This is a genomic window from Plesiomonas sp. ZOR0011 (assembly GCF_000800945.1).
GTDB lineage: Bacteria > Pseudomonadota > Gammaproteobacteria > Enterobacterales > CAMTGL01 > Plesiomonas > Plesiomonas shigelloides.
The window spans coordinates 1-19,592 of the sequence record NZ_JRKB01000056.1 but is presented as its reverse complement, the minus strand read 5'-3'; the positions used below and the strand labels follow the sequence as shown (position 1 = coordinate 19,592).

The window sequence follows — 19,592 nt, the reverse complement described above, 5'->3', positions numbered from 1 at the left end:
AATGAGTTCCCGCCGGAAAAACAGGCTGTATCTGGTTGTGCTGGTGCTGCTGGGCGTGATCACTACGATTGCGCTGATCCTGTATGCACTGCGCTCGAACATTGACCTGTTTTATACCCCCGGTGAGATCCTAAACGGCAAAGGTGCACAACATGAAAAGCCGGAAGTCGGCCAACGTCTGCGTATTGGCGGCATGGTGCTGCCGGGTTCAGTGCAACGTGCGCCAGACAGCCTGCAAGTGACCTTCAAACTGTATGACGCTAAAGGCGTGGTTGAAGTGACCTATGATGGCGTATTGCCCGATCTGTTCCGTGAAGGGCAGGGCATTGTGGCGCAAGGCGTGTTGATGCCGGGTCAGGTGATTCAGGCTAACGAAGTGCTGGCCAAGCATGATGAGAATTACACGCCGCCAGAAATTCAGCAGGCGATGGAAACCAACCATCACACTCCAGCGAAGCCGACGCCAAGCATGCCAGCGTCAGCCAATGGGAATGCATCATGATCCCTGAAATTGGTAACTTTTTACTGGCGCTGGCGCTCGCATTGGCGCTGCTTTTGAGTATTTATCCGTGCTGGGGCGCGGTGCGCAATGACAGCCGGATGATGGCCACGGCGCGTCCGCTGACCGTCGGTATGTTTTTAGCTATCACACTTTCGTTTGGCTGTCTGGTTTACGCCTTTGTGATGAATGATTTCACCGTGGCGTATGTAGCAACCAACTCCAACTCGCAACTGCCGGTCTATTTCCGTATTGCAGCAACGTGGGGCGCTCACGAAGGCTCATTACTGTTGTGGGTCATGTTGCTGAGCTGGTGGACGCTGGCGGTGGCTTTTTTCAGCCGTCGGATGCCACAAGACTCGGTGGCGCGCGTGTTGTCGGTGATGGGGATGATTAATATCGGCTTTTTGCTGTTTATTATCCTCACGTCTAACCCGTTTACGCGCACGTTGCCAGATTTCCCGATTAATGGTCGCGATCTGAACCCACTGCTGCAGGATGTCGGGCTGATTTTCCACCCGCCGTTGCTGTACATGGGTTATGTCGGCTTCTCGGTGGCGTTTGCGCTGGCCATTGCGTCACTGATGGCGGGGCGTTTGGACTCGGTATGGGCGCGCTGGTCACGCCCGTGGACATTAGCAGCGTGGGTCTTTTTGACTCTTGGCATCGTGTTGGGCTCGTTCTGGGCCTATTACGAACTGGGCTGGGGTGGCTGGTGGTTCTGGGATCCGGTCGAAAACGCCTCCTTGATGCCATGGTTAACCGGTACCGCGCTGATGCACTCACTAGCGGTATCAGAAAAACGCGGCACCTTTAAAGCGTGGACGGTGCTGCTGGCAATCACCTCGTTCTCGTTGTGTCTGCTGGGGACTTTCTTAGTGCGTTCTGGCGTGCTGGTTTCGGTACATGCGTTTGCTTCCGATCCATCGCGCGGTATGTTCATTCTGGCCTATCTGGTGGTGGTGATTGGTGGCTCGTTGCTGCTGTATGCACTGCGCGGTGGCCAAGTGCGTACTCCGGGGCGACACGAGTTTTTCTCACGCGAAACCTTCTTACTGCTGAATAACCTGTTGCTGGTGGCGGCCACCTTGGTAGTGCTGCTCGGTACCTTGCTGCCGTTGGTGCACAAGATGCTCGGCTTGGGCAGTATTTCAGTCGGCGAACCCTTCTTTGATGCGATGTTCACCTATTTGATGGTGCCATTCTCGCTGCTGTTGGGTATTGCGCCGCTGGTGCGTTGGCGTCGTGATGAGCTGCGTCGTATCCGCATGCCGATGCTGCTGGGTTTGGTCGGTTCAGTGGCGCTGGCGGTATTGCTGCCGTGGTTACTGCACGATCGCATCGCCGCGATGACCGTAGTGGGTCTGCTGATGGCGCTGTGGGTGATTATCCTGACGCTGGCGGAAGTGTATGAGCGTGCGACGCACCGTTTTGGTTTGCTGCGTGGACTGACTAAATTGCCGCGTAGCCACTGGGGCATGGTGTTGGCGCATCTGGGTGTAGCGGTAACGGTAATTGGTATCGCATTTAGCCAGAATTACAGCATCGAGCGTGATGTGCGCATGCGTGCGGGCGATACGCTACAAATTCGCGATTATCTGTTCACTTTCCGTGATGTGCATGAAATCAAAGGGCCAAACTATACCGGCGGCATGGCGGTGATTGACGTGACCCGCGATGGCAAACCGGAAGCGACCCTGAACGCAGAAAAACGTTTCTATACCCATGCGCGTAGCATGATGACTGAAGCGGCTATCGATGGTGGTTTGACCCGCGACCTGTATGCGGCGCTGGGTGAACAACTGGACGATAACTCATGGGCGGTGCGCATTTATTACAAACCGTTTGTCCGCTGGATCTGGTGGGGTGGTTTGCTGATGGCTATCGGTGGTGCGCTTTGTATGTTTGACCGCCGTTATCGCAGCGTGGTGTATGCAACAACTCAGCCGGAGACAACACAAAAATGAAGCGTAAGTTGCTTTTTATCCCGCTGGCGCTGTTTTTGATTTTAGTGCTGACCTTTATGGTGCAGCTGATGCGTAATGCGGGCGGGGAAGACCCGACCATGCTGGAGTCGGCTCTGATCGGTAAACCGGTGCCGCCGTTTAAGCTGGAATCGCTGGACATTCCAGGGAAAACCTACAGCCAAGACGTGCTGCACGATGGCAAACCGCTGCTGCTGAATGTGTGGGCGACGTGGTGTCCGACCTGTTATGCCGAGCACAAATACCTCAATACGCTAGCCAGCCGTGGTGTGCGCATTGTGGGGATGAACTATAAGGATGATCGCAAGAAAGCCATCGCGTGGCTCAATGAGCTAGGCAATCCGTATGCGCTGAGCCTGTATGATGGTAACGGCATGTTGGGATTGGATCTGGGCGTGTATGGCGCGCCAGAAACGTTCCTGATTGATGGCCAAGGCATCATCCGTTATCGCCATGCCGGTGATATGAATGAAACCATCTGGAAGCGCGAAGTTGAGCCTTTGTGGCTTAAATATAACGGCGCACCGGTTTCTGATTTGCCTGCGAAGCCTGTCGCGGCTCCAGTTCAGGGGGGCGCACAATAATGAACAACGCAAGCATGAAGAAAATGTTGCGCGTTTTCTGGTTACTGGTGGGAATGGCGCTGCCGCCACTGGCGTATACCGGATTGGTGTATGCCAGTGTGATTGATACCTATCAGTTTTCCACTGTTGAGCAAGAGCAGCAGTACCGCGAATTAACCGCGCAGCTGCGTTGCCCGAAGTGTCAGAACAACAACATCGCCGATTCGAACGCGATTATCGCTGAAGACATGCGGCAGAAAGTGTATGAGCTGATGCAGCAAGGCTACAACAAGCAGCAAGTGGTGGATTACATGGTCACGCGCTATGGCAATTTCGTGACTTACGATCCGCCATTAACCGCCTCGACCCTGATTTTGTGGCTGGGGCCGCTGTTGGTATTGCTGGGCGGCGCGTTCATCATTTTCCGTCAGACCGCGAAACGTCGCACTGATAAAGCGCTCGTCACCAGCGCGGCGGTGGTGTCTGAAGAGCAGCAACAGCGCTTGCAGCGACTGCTGGAGGAAAATGGCAAGTTGGCCCCAAATAGCCATAACGAGAAGAATAATAACGGAGAACAACCATGATGACATTTTGGCTGTTGGTCGTGGTGTTGCTGGTGGTCAGTGCGCTACTGCTGGTGGTTCCCGTATTGCGCGCGCCGGGAGAAAGTCATCAGACGACCCGTGATCGCTTGAATACCGCGCTCTACAAACAGCGCGTGCAGGAAGTGGCGCAAGACGAAGAGCTTGGCGTCGTCAGCGAACAGCGTGAGATGGTGCAAGATCTGCAGCAAACCTTGCTGGCGGATGTGCCGGTAGCCAATTCTGCGACTACGCAGCCGATTTCGCGCTGGGCATTGGTGCCGGGCGTCATTGTGCTGCTGGTGGTGAGTGTGGGTTTCTATCTGAAAACCGGCGGTCAATCGCAGATGGCCGAGTGGTCTCAGGTGATCAAACAAATGCCGCAACTGCGTGAGCGGGTGCAGCATGAAGATCAAAAACCGTTGACGACAGAAGAGCTGGCGCGTTTGGGATTAGGTCTGCGTACTGAGTTGCAACAGCAGCCGAATAACTTGCCGGATTGGGTGATGTTAGGCCGCATCGGTATGGCGCTTAACAACCTGACCACCGCATCGCAAGCGTTTGAAAAGGCTTATCAGTTGGCGCCGGATAACGTTGAAGTGATTTTGGGTTATGCCGAGGTGCTGATCCAGTCTAGCGATCCGGCGGATAACCGTAAAGCCGAAGGGTTGCTTAAGCGCGTACTGCGTCAAGATCATCAGAATATGCAGGCGTTAGCGCTGTTGGCGTTTAGTGCATTTGAACAGGAGAACTACCAGCAAGCTATTGGTGCTTGGGAAGTGATGCTGAAGATGATGCCTAAAGATGATTCTCGTCGCACCTTGCTGGAGCGCAGTATTGAAGCGGCTAAAGCGCGCGCCGGTATCACAGCGCCAGCACTGAAAGTGCGTGTGGATGTTCCGCCGACACTGCGCAGCAGCTTACCGGCTTCGGCGCGTTTGGTGGTATTGGTGACTGACGGACAAAGTCCGGTGCCGGTTGCGGTGCGTCAAATTCCATTGGGCGAACTGCCACAAACCGTGACCGTTTCTGATGCCGATAGCATGATGCCAGAGCGTAAACTGTCGTCGCTCTCTTCGCTGCAAGTTAAAGTGAAGGTGATTGATGGACAGGCGGATATTATGTCGCCGGGTGTCTTAAGCGGTAAGAGTGCGGTACAGCCGTATCAGGCCAATCAGCCAGTAGCCGTCGAGGTGAATCATCGTCCAGATCCACAGTCGGCGCCGATGATGCCAATGCCGCCTGCACAGTGATGCTTATCTGCTAAGCTAACAAGGCTAAGCTAACAAGGCTAAGCCAAGAAAAAGCCCCGCATGATGCGGGGCTTTTTTATGCCGAAATACGGTGAAATCTAACCCGCGTTAAATTGCTGATGTATCAGCAGCGAGTTGAGCACCCGGCGCGTGAACCTGAGCGGCATCCAGTTGCACCAGTTGCAGCGCCAGCGCGCTGATGGCGGCATAAAAGCCAAACGGATCGTGCGCTTGGCAGCGTGCCGCAAAATCAGGCAGCCACATCAGCAGTAATCCCAGAGTACGTTGCTGCAATAAATTGAGGGTAACGAGCTCATCATGCGCAGCGGCATGTTCATTGGGGGAAAATTCACCGGCAGCAAATTTCAGATGACTGAGCAGCTCAAAAATTACCGCCAGATGATCTTCTGGCTCGTGAAACTCGCTGCGTACACTCATGCCGGCATCGCGCAGTAATTGCTGCATTTGCAAACAGGCATCGCGGCGAAAACGCACCTTGTCACCTTCATAGCAAGAGGCATACGGCAGCGCGCTTTGTTTGTCGGTCATTAAGAACAGACCCGCAAAATCGGCGGCTAACTCCAGGCGCGCATCGGGGCGCAGTAGCAAGGCGCTGATAGACCGGCGCACATTGCTTGATGCTTCATGCAGGGCCGGTTGGCTGTCCATAAAGTCTAGCCAAGCTTGCAGGTCGGCTGATTGCAGCTGAGTGAGCTGCGTATCATCCAGCTCGCGGGCAAAGATCCCAGCAAGCCATGCATACAGACAGGCATAATGCTGCGCACTAAGTGGGGTAGCTTGTTGTGGCATAGGATGTCCCTTGGGCTTAAAGTGGCCTTGAAGCCGTAACGACCTCAAGGCAGTGTGCGGATTCGCGCGTTGACTAACTTGCTCGCAGGCTAATCAGTTCTCGGGCTCATTAGCTCGCTGACTAATGAGTTCGCAGGCTAATTAGTTAGCTGGTTTAGGCACATAGCTGCACTCAGCAACCATTTCGATTGGGCCGTTGAATGCTGTGACGGGCTCAACGTGGCCGGTGTATTTTTCCATCTCGACAATAGCGGTATGCGCACTGGTGGCTTGCGCCAGCTGTGAGGTACCGATGTCGATGGTTAGCACGTTCGGGTTGCCGTACTTACACATTGCGCCAATCACGCCGCCTTTATCCGGATCGTACCACGCACCTTCCTGAATACGGATAGTGCCCGGCACATACAGATCGGAGACTACCGCGCCAGCCAGCACCTGACCGCGATCGTTAAAGACGCGCACGATATCGCCATCTTTAATGCCACGCGCTTTCGCATCTTGCGGGCTCATATACACCGGCTCTTTACCGCCGACGGTATATTTGGCGCGCAGGGTTGGTGACTCACACAGCTGTGAGTGCAGACGAGCATCTGGGTGCACCGATTGCAGGTGCAGTGGGAAGCGATTAGAGCCCGGGCCGCCGTGAGAGCGCTCCTCTTTTTCAAACCACATTGGGTAACCACGGCAATCGTCGTAGTTCATGTCGGCAATGGTCTGCGAGAAGATCTCAATCAGGCCACTTGGGGTGCCGAGTGGGTTCAAATCAGGATCGTCGCGGAACTCTTGGTGGCGCACAAACAGTTGCGGATCGCTAAATTCGATATAGCCAGAGCCGTTCCAGAACGTTTCGAAGTCAGGCATATGGATGCCGCGGCCTTTGCCTTGTTGCTGACCGGCCTTATAGATGTGCTTAAGCCAGCCCATCTCATCCATTCCTTCAGTAAAGGCTTGTTCGCGGTTAAAACGGCGGCACAGATCGCGGAAAATCTCGAAATCACTGCGCGCTTCAAATTGCGGCTCCACCACTTTGTGCATGGCAATCAGGCCACGGTTAGAGTGGTTACCGTATTGGTCGATATCATTACGCTCAAACTGCGTGGTGGCCGGCAGCACGATATCGGCGAAGCGACAAGTTGAGGTCCACTGGTTATCAATGGCGACCACGGTTTCCAGTTTCTGCCAACCGGCAATCATGCGGTTGTATTGCTGATGGCGGTGGAACGGGTTAGTACCGCTGAACACGCACATCTTAATCGCCGGCAGGGTGACTTGCTTGCCGTTCCAGTTAATCACTTTGCCCGGCTCTAACATGGCATCGACAAAGCGCGCGATGGGGATGGTGCTGCTATAGCCTTTGTAATCGGTGCTGGTGTGTACTGGCGGTACGGAAGTTGAGCCAGAGAAACCGCTTAAGATCACCCCTTTGCGGGTTGGCGTACCGGCGCCGTTATAGTGCCAGCCAAAACCAAAACCGCCACCCGGCAGACCAATTTGACCGAGCATGGCCGCTAGCACCACTACCATCCACGCCCACTGCTCGCCGTGTTGCATACGCTGCACACACCAGCCAGCCACAATTTGAGTGCGGCCTGCGGCCATTTCGCGTGCCAGCGTACGGATGGTGTCAGCATCAATGCCGGTCAGTTTCGCTGCCCATTCTGGGGTTTTCGGCTGGTTATCAGTTTTACCCAGCAGATACGGTAGGAATTGCGCGAAACCAACAGTGTAGGTATCGAGGAAGTGCTGATCGTAGAGCTTTTCGGTGTACAGCACATAGGCCAGCGCCAACTGTAACGGCACATCCGTTTGTGGGTTGATGGCCACATGCTGCACTTTATCGCGGCCAAGGAAATCATGGGTAGAGGAGACCACGGTGTCGATACTGATCACCTTGATGTCGCCCTTGGCCACTTTGTCTTTCAGCTGATGGTAATACTCATACACATCGTGATCTGGACACCACCAGTTCACCTGCTGGTTTTTCAGCATGTCAGAGCCCCACAGCACGATGGTTTTGCTGTTTTGCAGCACCAACGGCCATGAAGTTTGCTGTTCGTACACTTCCATCGAGCCTACCACACGCGGCAGGATCACTTGCGCCGCACCGGTGGAATAGTCGCCGCCGGTGCCTACACGGTTACCGTGCAGCGCCAAGGCGCGACCCATGATGCCGCCTGCGTTATGCAGCATACCGGTAGACTGCCAGCCCGAGCCGGTCAGCAGGGCGCTCGGGCCGTAGGTGGTTTGTACGCGCTCCAGCTCTTGGTAGAACAGATCCAGCGCTTCATCCCAGCTCACACGTACGAAGCGGTTATCGCCGCGCTGCGTGGTGTCACTCTTGTGCTTGTTGCGCATCCAGTCAATGCGCACCATTGGGTAACGAATGCGAGCGGCATTGTGCACATGATCTGGCAGGCCGTTGATCATATCCGTAGGATACTGGTCTTTTTCAAACGGCTTGGCGGCGACAAAAATGCCATTTTCCACGGTAGCGCGAATTGCGCCCCAGTGAGAGCCGGTCAGAATGCCTTGCTGAGAGTTGGCCGCGCCGCTTGCATCTGCGGCGAGGGCGTTACGCGGTACCAGCAGCGAAGGGCTCAGCATGCCAAGGGCGGTCAGGCCGCCTAAATGAGCCAGAAAACGGCGACGCGATACGTTAACGCTGTCCTGAGTCAGAGGCTCTGCAGTACGGGTCTCTGGAACACTATTTTGTATTTTCATCGTTCTAATCCTTAGTGTTTCTGATCGGCACCGCCGGTGTCGGAAGCATTCATTTGCAGGTATTTCAGCAAGGTGCGCTCTTCGCGTTTATCCAAGCTGGTAAAACCAAGCATGCCATTTAAGGTGCCAATCCAGCCGTTAGCATCGAAATGCGCTTTATCTGGTGCGCCGTGGCACTGGTTACAGGAGCTGTTGTACATCGAGTCGGCGTAAGCCCAGATTGGTTTGATGTCGTTGATCATGTCGCCACTTTTCACCCATGCGGTGGTTTGCAGCTTGCTCCATTCCACACCCGTACCGGCAACGGTTTCGGTTTCCAGTGTTTTGGCGCGCTCTTGTACTTGGTCACGAATTGAGGAGACGAAAATACGTTTACCTGGCAGTAATGACAGAACGCGACGACGACCATCGGTTTCAGTCCAGCCGGTGATTTGTACTTCCATCCAATCACCATCACGCTTCAGTACGGTGATTTCAGAGGCTGGCAGCAGGGAGCCGGCGGCGTCTTTATCGCCTTTGGCGGCATAAATCGGTTTCATGTCGAGCGTATACAGCGTGTCGCCGCTGTCGTTGTCATCGGCAGTTTTCTTCAGATCGTCAAACTGCTTACGAAAGCCACTGCTGGTATCAGGCAATTGGTGCGCAATGCCTTTATGGCAATCGATACAGGATTGGTTGGTCTTTGCGGCAATTTCCATCATGCGTGCCGCTTCTGGATTTTGCTTGGCGTGATCCATCGCATCATAGTTATGACAAGAGCGGCAGGTGGCTGAATTGTTTTCTTTCATGCGCGCCCATTCCCGCTCAGCCAGTTCGGCGCGGTGAGCTTCGAATTTCTCTGGCGTATCAATTTTGCCGGTTACCAAGGTGTGGTAGATGTCGCTGGTGGCTTCCAGCTTACGCTTGATCATCCCAGGAATATCTTGTGGGATATGGCAGTCATGGCACTCGGCACGTACACCGGCGGCATTTTTAAAGTGCACCGATTGCTTGTACTCTTCATACACCGGCGTCATGGAGTGACAGCTCACACAGAACTCGGTGGTGCTGGTCATTTTGATCCCCACATGTGGCACAATAATCAGTGCCAGCCCAATGACGATACCGACAATCAGCAGCGCCAATACCGACCAGCGCGCGCTGGGACTGGTCAGTTTCTCCCACAATTTCTTCATTCCTTAACCCTGTGATTTATATGGTTTCACACGAGATACAATTTTATTGATGAAATATGAACAGGGTGACTGGTCATCATGAATGCGATGCGGCAAAATATGAACAGATATGAACAGATTGCCACGAGGCAACCGAATGCCGCATCACATTGTTATTGTGGAAGATGATCCGGTGACGCAGGCGCGTCTGGAAGATTACTTTGTACAGGAAGGATATCGGGTTTCCGTGACTGCCAGTGGCGCGGGTTTGCATGAGCTGATGCTGCTCGAGCCTGTGGATCTGATTTTGCTGGATATCAACTTACCGGGTGAGAATGGTTTAATGCTGACCCGAGCGTTACGTGAGCGTTCGACGGTAGGCATTATCTTGGTCACCGGACGCTGCGATCAGATTGACCGCATTGTTGGGCTCGAGATGGGGGCGGATGACTATGTCACCAAGCCATTGGAGCTACGCGAGTTGGTGGTGCGGGTGAAGAATCTGCTGTGGCGTATTGATTTGGCCAAACAGGCACAACCCGCTGCGGGGCAAGAGAACTGTTATCTGTTCGATGACTATTGCCTGAATGTGGCGCGCCATACGCTGACGCAAGAGGATACGCCAATCAAGCTTACGCGCGCCGAGTACGAAATCTTGCTGGCGTTCGTGACGAATCCGGGGGAGGTGCTAAGCCGGGAGCGTCTGCTGCGCATGCTCTCGGCGAATCGGGTGGAGAATCCTGATTTGCGCACCGTGGATGTGCTGATCCGGCGTTTACGGAATAAACTGCGCCCCGAGCTGTTTGTCACTCAGCACGGTGAAGGTTATTTGCTGGCGGCCGAAGTGGCTTAATGCCACGGTGCTTTATAGCTCACAGCGTGAGATGAGCCTACGGCTGGTAGCTGTACACCGGTCGAAACCCCAACGGTGATAACGAGCGGGTAATTTCGTTGTGATGGATATTGTGCGGTGTTAGCAGCAACAGCGGAGGGCTGATATTGTTGCTCACCGGTAAGTGTTGCAGCACGCGTACCGCTTGCTCGACCGCCAATTCCCCTTGCCACACCATCTGATCGCTGGCTGACACGGCAATTTTGTCGCGCTTTAACCCGCGATACACCTGATGCGACAGATAGAACGAAACAATCTCCAGCGGCTTGGCGCGACGTAAGTTTTCACCCATTGCCACTTCGGCGGCAATCGCCGTGCCGGCCACAATATCAATGTTCGGATAACGCTCGAGCATGTCTTGCAGCAAATTACGCTGCACTTCGGTGTCATTATCCCCATACGCGATATCTACAATGTGTAATTGGCTACCGGCGAGTGCTTGCTTAAAACCGGCTAGCATTTCATTGCTGCCGCCCGCATCACGTGGCCCAGGCATCAGCAGCACATTCATCGGCTTTCCCTTTGCCTGCTGTGCCAGATAATGCCCCGGCAAATAACCCATTTGATGCCAAGGCACGCCAACTCGGGTTGCAATATGCGGATTATGGGTGGCGTTTACCAGCTCAATCACCGGCAGTGGTCCGGCCCAGGTTTTCAACTGTGGTAACTGCGCAGTACTGCTGCCGACAATCAGCGCATCGGCGCCCCATTGTCGACATTGTGCAATTTGCTCTTGCTGGGTATGCAGTTGGTTATAGCCGCTGGCTTCCATAATGTTTAGGGTCACTGCATAGCGGCGCGCAGCTTCCAGCATGCCGAAATTTACCGAAAGCCAGTAAGAATCTTTCAAGCTGGGATAGAGCGCGCACAGCTTCCATGGCTTATCAGCGGGTTTTGGTGTCGGAGATAAAGAGTTATCCAAAGGAACAGAATGCTGCTCCGATTGCCAATGGCGCAACTGCGCATAGCCAGTCGCTAGCGGCAAACTCAGTAAGACCGGTAATAGGAAAAAAACGGCGCGCATATTCACTCCCTCGCAATCAGGCCTTATGCTAGAGGTTTTGCGACCCTTAACTCAACCCTCTTGTGTGATTACCTGCGCTGATGGCTATTCCCTCGCTAACACGCCGCCTATGGCTGGCATTTGTCTTAATGGCGCTACTGACACTGGCCAGTGCGCTGGTGGGATGGTTGAGTCTGCGCTTTGTCGAGACCGTCGAGCAGAGTAATACTCATGCGCTGCTGCCAACCATGAACATCGCTCGTGAGCTGAGTGAAGCCAGTGCTTATGAGCTGGTTTCGGCGCAAAACCTCACTGGCGCCACCACGCAACAAGAGTGGTTAGCCCAAGGGCGAATGCTGACTACTCAGAGTCTGAAAATCAGCCGTTTGTTAGCGCAACTGCAAGCATTAGGCTTTGATACTACCGCTATTGAACAGCAAGAGGCAGAGATCACCTCGTTACTCGGCAAGCAAGGCACGCTGGTGGGCGAGCGCCTTACGCTACAACTTCAGCGTGACAATTTACGCGAAGAGATTGCCCAAGCCACGAGCAAAATTGCGGAACTTGCCAAAGGACAAGCCAGTATCGCAGCCACCTCAGCAGGTGCAACGCAAGCGGGGATTTATGATTTGGTCGAGCAACATCAGCGCGACGCCACCCTGCGTGCGCTCGATCAGCTGGCCGATGTGGATTTGGGCTACCTTGATCAGATGATTGAGCTGCGCTTAAGTGCGATGCGGGTAGAGAAGATCATCAATGGGTTAAGCGATGGACAAGGCGATACGTTCTTAAGTCAGCAACAGCAACAACTGGCGCAGGCGGTACGTATCTTACATCGTCGTCATTTGCGGGTAGAAGACCCCGGTGTTCGACGCGAGCTGGCCGAAGCTATTACGACTATCTCGCAGTATCAAGCACTGATTGATATATGCAAAAACATCAATCATATCCAAGGACAATTGCAGGCATTCAGCCAGAAAAATCTGGAGCTGTTTACCCGTTTTGGCGATGAAATTAATCGCCAAGTAGCGCAAATTGAACAGCGTAATGCGCAGGCGTTGGAGCAGCTACGAAGCGCACAAAAAACCGGACAACGCTGGTTGCTCGGCTTAGCCCTTGTCGCGCTGATTGCACTGTGTCTGATCTTGTGGCGCTTAGTGTATCGGCAAGTCACGCTGCCTTTAGCGCGTCATACTAAAGCGTTGCAATCCTTACTTAACGGCCGATTGGATTCGGCATTTCCACAAACTGATGGCATGCGCGAGCTGCAAAGCATCAACCGTTTAGCCAACGCCTTTCGCTCCAGTGTACACGCACTGCGTTATCACCAAGAGCATCTGGAAGAGGAAGTTCGCGAACGCACTGATGAATTACAATTGCTGGTGGTGCAACATCGTCAGGCGCGCCAAGAAGCAGAAAAAGCCAATCATGCTAAATCTGCCTTTTTGGCGGCCATGAGTCATGAGATCCGAACGCCGCTACACGGCATTTTGGGTACTGCGCAGCGTTTGTCACAGCAACCTGATTTGTCATCCAAAGAGCGCGATTATGTGCAGGCGATTAATGACTCTGGTGAGTCATTGCTCTCTATCTTGAATGATATTCTCGATTATTCGGCTATCGAAGAAGGGCAAGCGCAGGTTTCTATCAGTGATGAGCCCTTTGAGCCGGACAGTTTACTGCGCAGTATTGTTCGGCTGATGGAAAGTCGGGCATCGGCAAAAGGTATTTATCTTCGTTTTGACTCACATCTCGTAGATAGCTTTGCGCTGGTGGATTCAGGTGTGCAAGACATTACGCCTAATACGATACTGCTTGGCGATCCGCGCCGTATCCGACAAATCATCGTTAATCTGATCAGCAATGCGCTGCGTTTTACCCTGCAGGGCGGTATCACGCTGCGCTGTAGCAGGGCCGAGAAACACTGGGAAATCAGTGTCACTGATACAGGTTGTGGCATAGCGACTGAGCAGCTACAACAGATATTCGAGCCGTTTGTGCAATTAGGGCGACAAAGCGGTGGCACCGGCCTCGGGCTTGCGATCTGTAAATCACTGGCCGAAGCGATGGATGGCTCGCTTTCTGTAACGAGCACACCGGCAGAGGGAAGCTGTTTTACACTGCGCTTGCCGTTACGTTTTGCGTCGGTACCCGCGCAATACAGCAGTGAACGTGATTGCTGCCTTGATGGCCTGCGCTTATTGCTGATAGAAGACAATGCCTTGATTCGTCAAATCTCACACGAGATGCTGGAAAGCAGTGGCGCGCAGGTGTTGGTGGCAGAAAACGGCGCGCAAGCAAGAGCCGTTTTGGCGAGAGAATCTGCATATGTGCATGGAATGCTGGTGGATTTGTCCTTACCTGATTGTGATGGCGCTGAATTAGCAGTGATGTTGGCGAAAAGCTATCCGCAGATCCCACGGATCGCGTTCAGTGCGCATGTCTTAGATAAGGCGTTAGGTGACAAAATCCGCGATATATTTTGTGGTTTGATTCAAAAGCCCGTGCAGCAAGAAACCTTATGCCGATTAGTGAAACATTATCTGCAAGCCAGTGTTGCAGTGCAATCTAGCAGTAAAAATTCGCATGAAGAGTGTGTGATCGATAAATGTGCGCAAGTTAGTACAGCTGATTTACTTAATCTGGAGCAGCTACAAGACGACTATCAGCGATTTGGTTTCGCCCGCTTGCATAAATGGGTATCTTTATTTGAAACCCATAGCCTACCGTTATTGGAGCGTATTCAAGTAGAGTTTGAGCAGGGAAATAGCAAAGCCATCTCTGAGCTGGCACATACACTGAAAAGTAGCTGTGCGAGCTTAGCGATGCAGCAAGCAACAAGCCTGTGCCAGCAACTGGAAAACGATCCGCTAGTATCAAGCACACAACAAGCTTTAGAGCATGTCACTCGAAGCAGTTTCTCTGCTCTTCAGCACTGGCTTGTCGCCCAAAAACGCGAATAATCACACTCGCGAATAACCACACTACAAATCAGAAAATGGACTGCGCACGCCACTGGCACCTTGTTGTAAGACGTGCGTATAGATCTGGGTTGTGCGCACATCCGAATGGCCAAGTTGCTCTTGCACCGTGCGAATATCCGCACCGCGAGCGAGCAGATGCGTTGCGAACGAGTGGCGTAGCGTATGGCAACTTACCGGCTTGGTAATTTGTAATTTGCGCGCCGCAAAGCGCACTGCTTTTTGTAATGTGGTGGCATCCAAATGATGCCTACGAAGTGCGTGATTTTCCGGATCGCGACTTAAGCGGCTGGCAGGAAAAAGATAATGCCATCCAAGCTCCATTGGCCCATTCGGGTATTTTCGTGCTAATGCATAGGGCATTTTCACCCCATCGTAGCCTTCCGTTTCGCGATCGCCATCAAAGCACTGGCGGACATAAGCGATTTGCTCCTTAATCGCAGGGACCAGCTCCGCAGCTAATGTTACCCGCCGATGTTTGCCACCTTTGGCATTCCACACGCAGATGCACAGGTAGTCGAAATCGATATCCCGCACACGAAGACGCATGACCTCCATCAGTCGCAGACCGCTGCCATACATCAATTGCGCCGCTAGGCGTAAATGTGCTGGGATCGCCAACAGCAGATCGCGCACCTCAGTACGCGTCAGCACCGAAGGCAGCTTGGGCGATTTGCGACTGTGCTGAAATTGCATCTCCATACTCAATGGCTGTTTCAACACGGTTTTATAGAGATAGGATAGGGCATTAAGGGCTTGAGCCTGGGTCTTCGTCGACACCTGTCGCTCACACGCCAGATAAGTCAAAAATGTCTGCACTTCATGCTCACCCATCTTGGATGGATGGCGCAACTTATGAAAGCGAATATAGAACTTAATCCAATAGATATAAGCGCCAACAGTGTTCATCGCATAGCGCTGAGTCAGCATCAGTTCATAGATACTAGCAAGGAAAGGAGAACTGGGTTTACGCATAAAATTCTCAGATAAGCCTGTATATGCATACACTATAAATGCAATTCCGCCTTTCGCCTGCCTCAGTGTTCAAAATTTCCGCATATCTTGCAAATTTGAGATGCACATTGCAGGTTAATACATTGATTTTAGACTGGATTCGGTGAACGAGGGAAGTGCCCCTGTGTGGATATAGGGGCAATGGAGTGCGATACTATATGGAAAGAGGCTGTATAATAAATTGTTATCAGGAAAGCATTTAATTAATATTTTCGGCGTATGATAGAAGCATAACATAGCCGTGGTAGGGTACTACGGCGAATGAGAAATATTAAATCTTTAACGCCCTGTTAAGGTGTGAGCAACGCAATACCAAAGCCGCCGCATACTACCTTAAACACTAAACGCAACGCATAGTAAAAATGCCATGCGTTGCGAATCACTCTTAAACAGTTTGTTATGTTACGTTATACTCCATTATTTATAACGTGACTAACGGAATACAATGGATGAATACGTAATTGGAGTATGAAATCGTTTCCATTTGTATTTAAGCATATCATCTATTGCTCGAGCATTGGTTTTATTTGCATTACAACCAAGCTTTATCTCTTCTATAACATGACCATAATCTAAATTATTATTAATCGGAACATCTACGCAAGATGAAATACCATAGCCATTTGTGTAATAGCTAAAAATATCTTTTAAGCACAATCCATCATCTTTAAATTCACTCTCTCCTGGCATACTTAACAAGCTTCGGTCTGCATAAATAACATTTCTGAATTCATTTTCTACTTTATACGATTCTTCTTTTATAATGGCATATATTCTTTTTAAAATAACCTCTAAAGTAAAAAAACATTCTGTTGTTCGTTTCAATCGCTCAGGAGTTATAGATCTGCCTTCTAACTGATCTTTAATGTTTTTTGTTACTAATACTTCACCATGAATATCAAAATAGTCATCTAAACCATATTTTTCCCATGCATCATCGAGCTCTTTATATAAAACACCTTTACTTTCACATTCATTAACAATTAGCTTTCCAGTATTAGTTGATAATGACAAATAATGACATCTTTCCAATTCATCACTTCGATATGGTATTCGCAATCCTTCCTTGCAAGCTTGTCCCATTGAGCTCTCAAGATAATGGTTAACATATTTGTTTAAAGAATCTGTATTGATTGATAATTGAACACCGTTTCCATTATCTGCATAAACTCGCCATTGATTTAAATCTTCAGGCACACTACTCATACAAAATATATAAGAATCGACATTAGAGATAGGATTTGTTAAACCTTCAATTGTTCTTCTGTCGAAGTGATTCGTATTATACTTATCTTGTAAATAGCAAATTAAAAACGACTTTCCCATTTCTAATTCATTTGGATCGTTCATCATATTTACATTACCAAATCGTAAGGTTTGGTAGTTCAAAATATTAAACAGGCCATTTAAATTAGTATAATGATATTTAATTGACATCTCATTTCTCTTAACGTCGAAGTAAAACCAGTAACATAACAGCGTATTATGCGGAAAGTTTCAGTATAGTAACGTGACATGTGCTCTGCGTCACCTAGAGTAACGAGTTGTACGGTAGTGCATGTGAGGTTTTACTGTAAAAGTAGAGTTAGCTCATGTGTTGGGTGTGTAAACACGCGCTGTTTACCAAACATTGGGTTCCGTGATAACAAGAAGCTCAAGCAGGGACATTTTGAAATGGGCATTCACTGCGTGAATTTTATGCCCATTTCAAACCGCTGCGCACGCAAGCGTACTACGCTATGCCCCTTAGCTAAATGTTATCAAGAAATTGTCTTAATCAACATTTGCGGTGGTGTTGAATAGTTGTAATAGGTTTATCTGAAGTAAGGCAGTGCCAATAAGCGGCTAAATTATTGGCACGAGTCTCTTAGCTAATCATCGAGTTTTTCTCTAGCCACTCTAAAGTTACTAATGTTGCGAGAGAGCAAATGCTCTTATTGTCTGCACCAATGAACTTTAATTCTTCAATTTCTGACTCGGGATGTAGATGGCCGCTGTAATCAGATAAGTAGCAAGTTAACTTAACAGTAACACCTTCACTTTTTCCGTCCGCTTGCGCTTCAAATGTACCAATGTATTTTATGGTTTCAGGTATTAAATCAACGTCTAGCTCTTCTTTTATTTCGCGGAGTAGAGCTTGCTCATCTGATTCACCAGCTTCGCGCTTACCACCTGGTAGATAAAACAGTGATTTACCTTTTGATCTAACGGTTAAAAGTTTACCGTTACGAATGAGTATCCAAGCTAATTTGTCAATTATCATTTTCACTAACCTAAATTTGGTGGCAGCATAGGACTATATTCGCAGCTTGATATACTATATTGCTGAGACTTTTACCATAGAGTAGGCTGCTAGTTGTGAACTTAGCATACAAATTTTGTCGTTGATAGAAACTTAGCCAGTTATTTGGTGTTATGCATTTTGGTTGCTTTGTTAGCAGCGGGTTCTTGATAACAACAAGTTCAAGCAGGGACATTTTGAAATGGGCATTCACTACGTGAATTTTATGCCCATTTCAAACCGCTGCGCCCGCAAGCGTGCTGCGCTATGCCCCTTAACTAAATGTTATCAGGAAAGGCATTGAATCTAGATTTTTGGCGAATGAAAGTTTTGCAAAACTCCGAGGTAGGGCACTTGTTGGTGCGAAGTAGCATCTGAATTTTGCCATTCGCACCACAGTCGTTTGTTATATTTTGTTATCGAGCCATTCAAAGAAGTCTTCTTTGATTCCTTTTTTTTGATACTCAACCCATGAAAAGTACATTGTTTTATAGTAATGAAAACCTAGCCCAAATCTGGTTTTACTGTCCGCCATTTCAGGGTTGTTAGCTAATAATTTTTCGCAACATTCTATTGAGCGGATACAAGCTGATTCACTTAATACCAACCCATGTGGTAATTCGTGCAAGGCGAAGTCCAACGCATCGAGATGGTGCAACAGAAGCAATTTTATTGCTTCTAGATTGTCTGGGTTTAACACTAAGACTTTTTCGAGTAAGAGCTGTGGTTTACGGATGAATTCTTCGCTAAGGATTTTACAAATACCATTAAAACCATGTGCTTTATAAGCCCATAGCAGGTACACTTCATTATTTATTGATATTTCTTTTTCCCATTGGGAGAGGATTTTTTCTAAAATCTTAGGATGCTGAATGGGAATCTCACTACATCTACGATCAAAATACTCTGTGCATAATTCATGAATTTCTAATTTTAATAACTCACCAGAAAGAGAGTCGAACTGAGTGATATTTTTATCTAGTAATGGCTTCCAAAATTTCTTGACACCAGTTTTTCTTGCAATCAAATAATCTTCCCATGCAATAAGCATAAATTCCCTCTTAAAATTTAGCAGCGCATTATGCGGAAAGTTTCTGTATAGTAACGTGGCATATACTCTAAGTCACCAGATGTAACGCTCGGTAGTGTGCTGCGTAGTGATTTTAACTGCAGAAGTAGAATTAACTCATGTTTTGGATGCGCAAAACACGTTGCAGTGTGAGCATCGGGTTCCATGATAACAAAAAGTTCAAGCAGGGACATTTTGAAATGGGCATTCGCTAAGCGAATTTTATGCCCATTTCAAACCGCTGCGCACGCAAGCGTGCTACGCTATGCCCCTTAACTAAATGTTATCTGAAAGGCGAATTTAATAGGCTTTCGTGGTTTAAATTTCAGGCCGTAGCCAAGCTAGTTTTCGCGGCGCAATTGTATTCTTTCTTCGGTTTAGCTTCAGCGTCGAATGGTCGAGTTGTCTTGGCTACAGTACTATTTACGTAAATATCGTATTCATTCCATTATTGAACATAGTTGGCGAACGAGCGCGTTGCAGTTTCAGCGGTATAGGCGAATGTAATCCAGCTTTCTTTCCCGTCAGTTGGTTCTGCGGTTGCGGAGAGAACGGGCAGCATGGTTTGCGAAAACTGGAAAATCGTATTCTTTCCTGTTGTTAGCATGATGTGTGGTTACACAAAATCAGTGTTCTTTTGCACAATCTAAGTCGAATGGTCGAGTCACGTGACAAATCATCGGTAGAATAGGGTAAGTTCAGGCTCGCCAAGGAAAGCTGCTTTTACTTAAGGCTGTTACGTTGGTCGGCAAAACCCTGCTTTTAGCAACCTTGGGGTTTCAGATA

Annotated in this window: 15 protein-coding genes; 7 read left to right on the top strand and 8 right to left on the bottom strand. The window is 50.0% G+C overall.

Annotated elements, in window-relative coordinates:
* Position 1: 1 nt before the first annotated feature.
* Genes ccmE through ccmI form a run of 5 tightly spaced genes read left to right on the top strand, consistent with a single transcriptional unit; the run spans position 2 to position 4,881 of the window.
* Positions 2 to 502: a cytochrome c maturation protein CcmE gene (gene ccmE, locus L975_RS09690; RefSeq protein WP_047708370.1), complete on the top strand. Its 501-nt coding sequence runs from the start codon at positions 2 to 4 to the stop codon at positions 500 to 502.
* Positions 499 to 2,466 (top strand): heme lyase CcmF/NrfE family subunit, encoded by a 1,968-nt coding sequence (locus tag L975_RS09685; protein ID WP_010861705.1) that lies wholly within the window; start codon positions 499 to 501, stop codon positions 2,464 to 2,466. Before ccmE ends, L975_RS09685 begins: the two co-directional genes overlap by 4 nt.
* Positions 2,463 to 3,068 (top strand): DsbE family thiol:disulfide interchange protein, encoded by a 606-nt coding sequence (locus L975_RS09680; RefSeq protein ID WP_052181382.1) that lies wholly within the window; start codon positions 2,463 to 2,465, stop codon positions 3,066 to 3,068. Before L975_RS09685 ends, L975_RS09680 begins: the two co-directional genes overlap by 4 nt.
* 26 nt (positions 3,069 to 3,094) lie before the next feature.
* On the top strand, positions 3,095 to 3,631 hold the full coding sequence (locus L975_RS09675) for a cytochrome c-type biogenesis protein (RefSeq protein ID WP_047708385.1): 537 nt from the start codon (positions 3,095 to 3,097) through the stop codon (positions 3,629 to 3,631).
* A complete protein-coding gene (gene ccmI, locus L975_RS09670; protein ID WP_052181385.1) occupies positions 3,631 to 4,881 on the top strand; it encodes a c-type cytochrome biogenesis protein CcmI in 1,251 nt (416 codons plus the stop codon). The genes L975_RS09675 and ccmI overlap by 1 nt, the downstream gene beginning before the upstream one ends.
* A 108-nt stretch (positions 4,882 to 4,989) precedes the next feature.
* On the opposite strand, the gene torD is transcribed toward ccmI, so the two are convergent.
* The 3 genes from torD to torC all read right to left on the bottom strand — a co-directional run bounded on the left by torD (position 4,990) and on the right by torC (position 9,587).
* Positions 4,990 to 5,691, bottom strand: a complete 702-nt coding sequence (gene torD / locus L975_RS09665; RefSeq protein WP_052181381.1) for a molecular chaperone TorD — start codon at positions 5,689 to 5,691, stop codon at positions 4,990 to 4,992.
* A gap of 141 nt (positions 5,692 to 5,832) precedes the next feature.
* Entirely contained in the window at positions 5,833 to 8,412 is a 2,580-nt protein-coding gene (torA, locus tag L975_RS09660) for a trimethylamine-N-oxide reductase TorA (RefSeq protein WP_052181380.1), read from the bottom strand.
* Between the two features lie 11 nt (positions 8,413 to 8,423).
* On the bottom strand, positions 8,424 to 9,587 hold the full coding sequence (gene torC / locus L975_RS09655) for a pentaheme c-type cytochrome TorC (RefSeq protein WP_039045284.1): 1,164 nt from the start codon (positions 9,585 to 9,587) through the stop codon (positions 8,424 to 8,426).
* A gap of 136 nt (positions 9,588 to 9,723) precedes the next feature.
* On the opposite strand from torC, the gene torR reads away from it, so the two are divergent.
* The gene (gene torR, locus L975_RS09650) at positions 9,724 to 10,419 is read left to right on the top strand and encodes a two-component system response regulator TorR (RefSeq protein WP_047708368.1); all 696 of its coding nucleotides are present in this window, start codon (positions 9,724 to 9,726) and stop codon (positions 10,417 to 10,419) included.
* Between the two features lie 37 nt (positions 10,420 to 10,456).
* On the opposite strand, the gene torT is transcribed toward torR, so the two are convergent.
* Positions 10,457 to 11,482: a TMAO reductase system periplasmic protein TorT gene (gene torT, locus L975_RS09645; RefSeq protein ID WP_047708366.1), complete on the bottom strand. Its 1,026-nt coding sequence runs from the start codon at positions 11,480 to 11,482 to the stop codon at positions 10,457 to 10,459.
* Between the two features lie 80 nt (positions 11,483 to 11,562).
* Here torT and torS point away from each other — a divergent pair, with 80 nt between their 5' ends.
* Positions 11,563 to 14,424, top strand: a complete 2,862-nt coding sequence (torS, locus tag L975_RS09640; protein ID WP_081995659.1) for a TMAO reductase system sensor histidine kinase/response regulator TorS — start codon at positions 11,563 to 11,565, stop codon at positions 14,422 to 14,424.
* A gap of 21 nt (positions 14,425 to 14,445) precedes the next feature.
* Here the strand turns inward: torS and L975_RS09635 are convergent, their stop codons facing one another.
* The 4 genes from L975_RS09635 to L975_RS09620 all read right to left on the bottom strand — a co-directional run bounded on the left by L975_RS09635 (position 14,446) and on the right by L975_RS09620 (position 18,788).
* The gene (locus L975_RS09635; protein WP_036768467.1) at positions 14,446 to 15,417 is read right to left on the bottom strand and encodes an integron integrase; all 972 of its coding nucleotides are present in this window, start codon (positions 15,415 to 15,417) and stop codon (positions 14,446 to 14,448) included.
* Positions 15,418 to 15,888: 471 nt separating this feature from the next.
* Positions 15,889 to 16,893 (bottom strand): DUF2971 domain-containing protein, encoded by a 1,005-nt coding sequence (locus tag L975_RS09630; RefSeq protein ID WP_047708363.1) that lies wholly within the window; start codon positions 16,891 to 16,893, stop codon positions 15,889 to 15,891.
* Positions 16,894 to 17,323: 430 nt separating this feature from the next.
* On the bottom strand, positions 17,324 to 17,719 hold the full coding sequence (locus tag L975_RS09625; protein ID WP_047708361.1) for an NUDIX domain-containing protein: 396 nt from the start codon (positions 17,717 to 17,719) through the stop codon (positions 17,324 to 17,326).
* Positions 17,720 to 18,143: 424 nt separating this feature from the next.
* Positions 18,144 to 18,788 (bottom strand): hypothetical protein, encoded by a 645-nt coding sequence (locus tag L975_RS09620; RefSeq protein WP_047708360.1) that lies wholly within the window; start codon positions 18,786 to 18,788, stop codon positions 18,144 to 18,146.
* Positions 18,789 to 19,592: the final 804 nt, after the last annotated feature.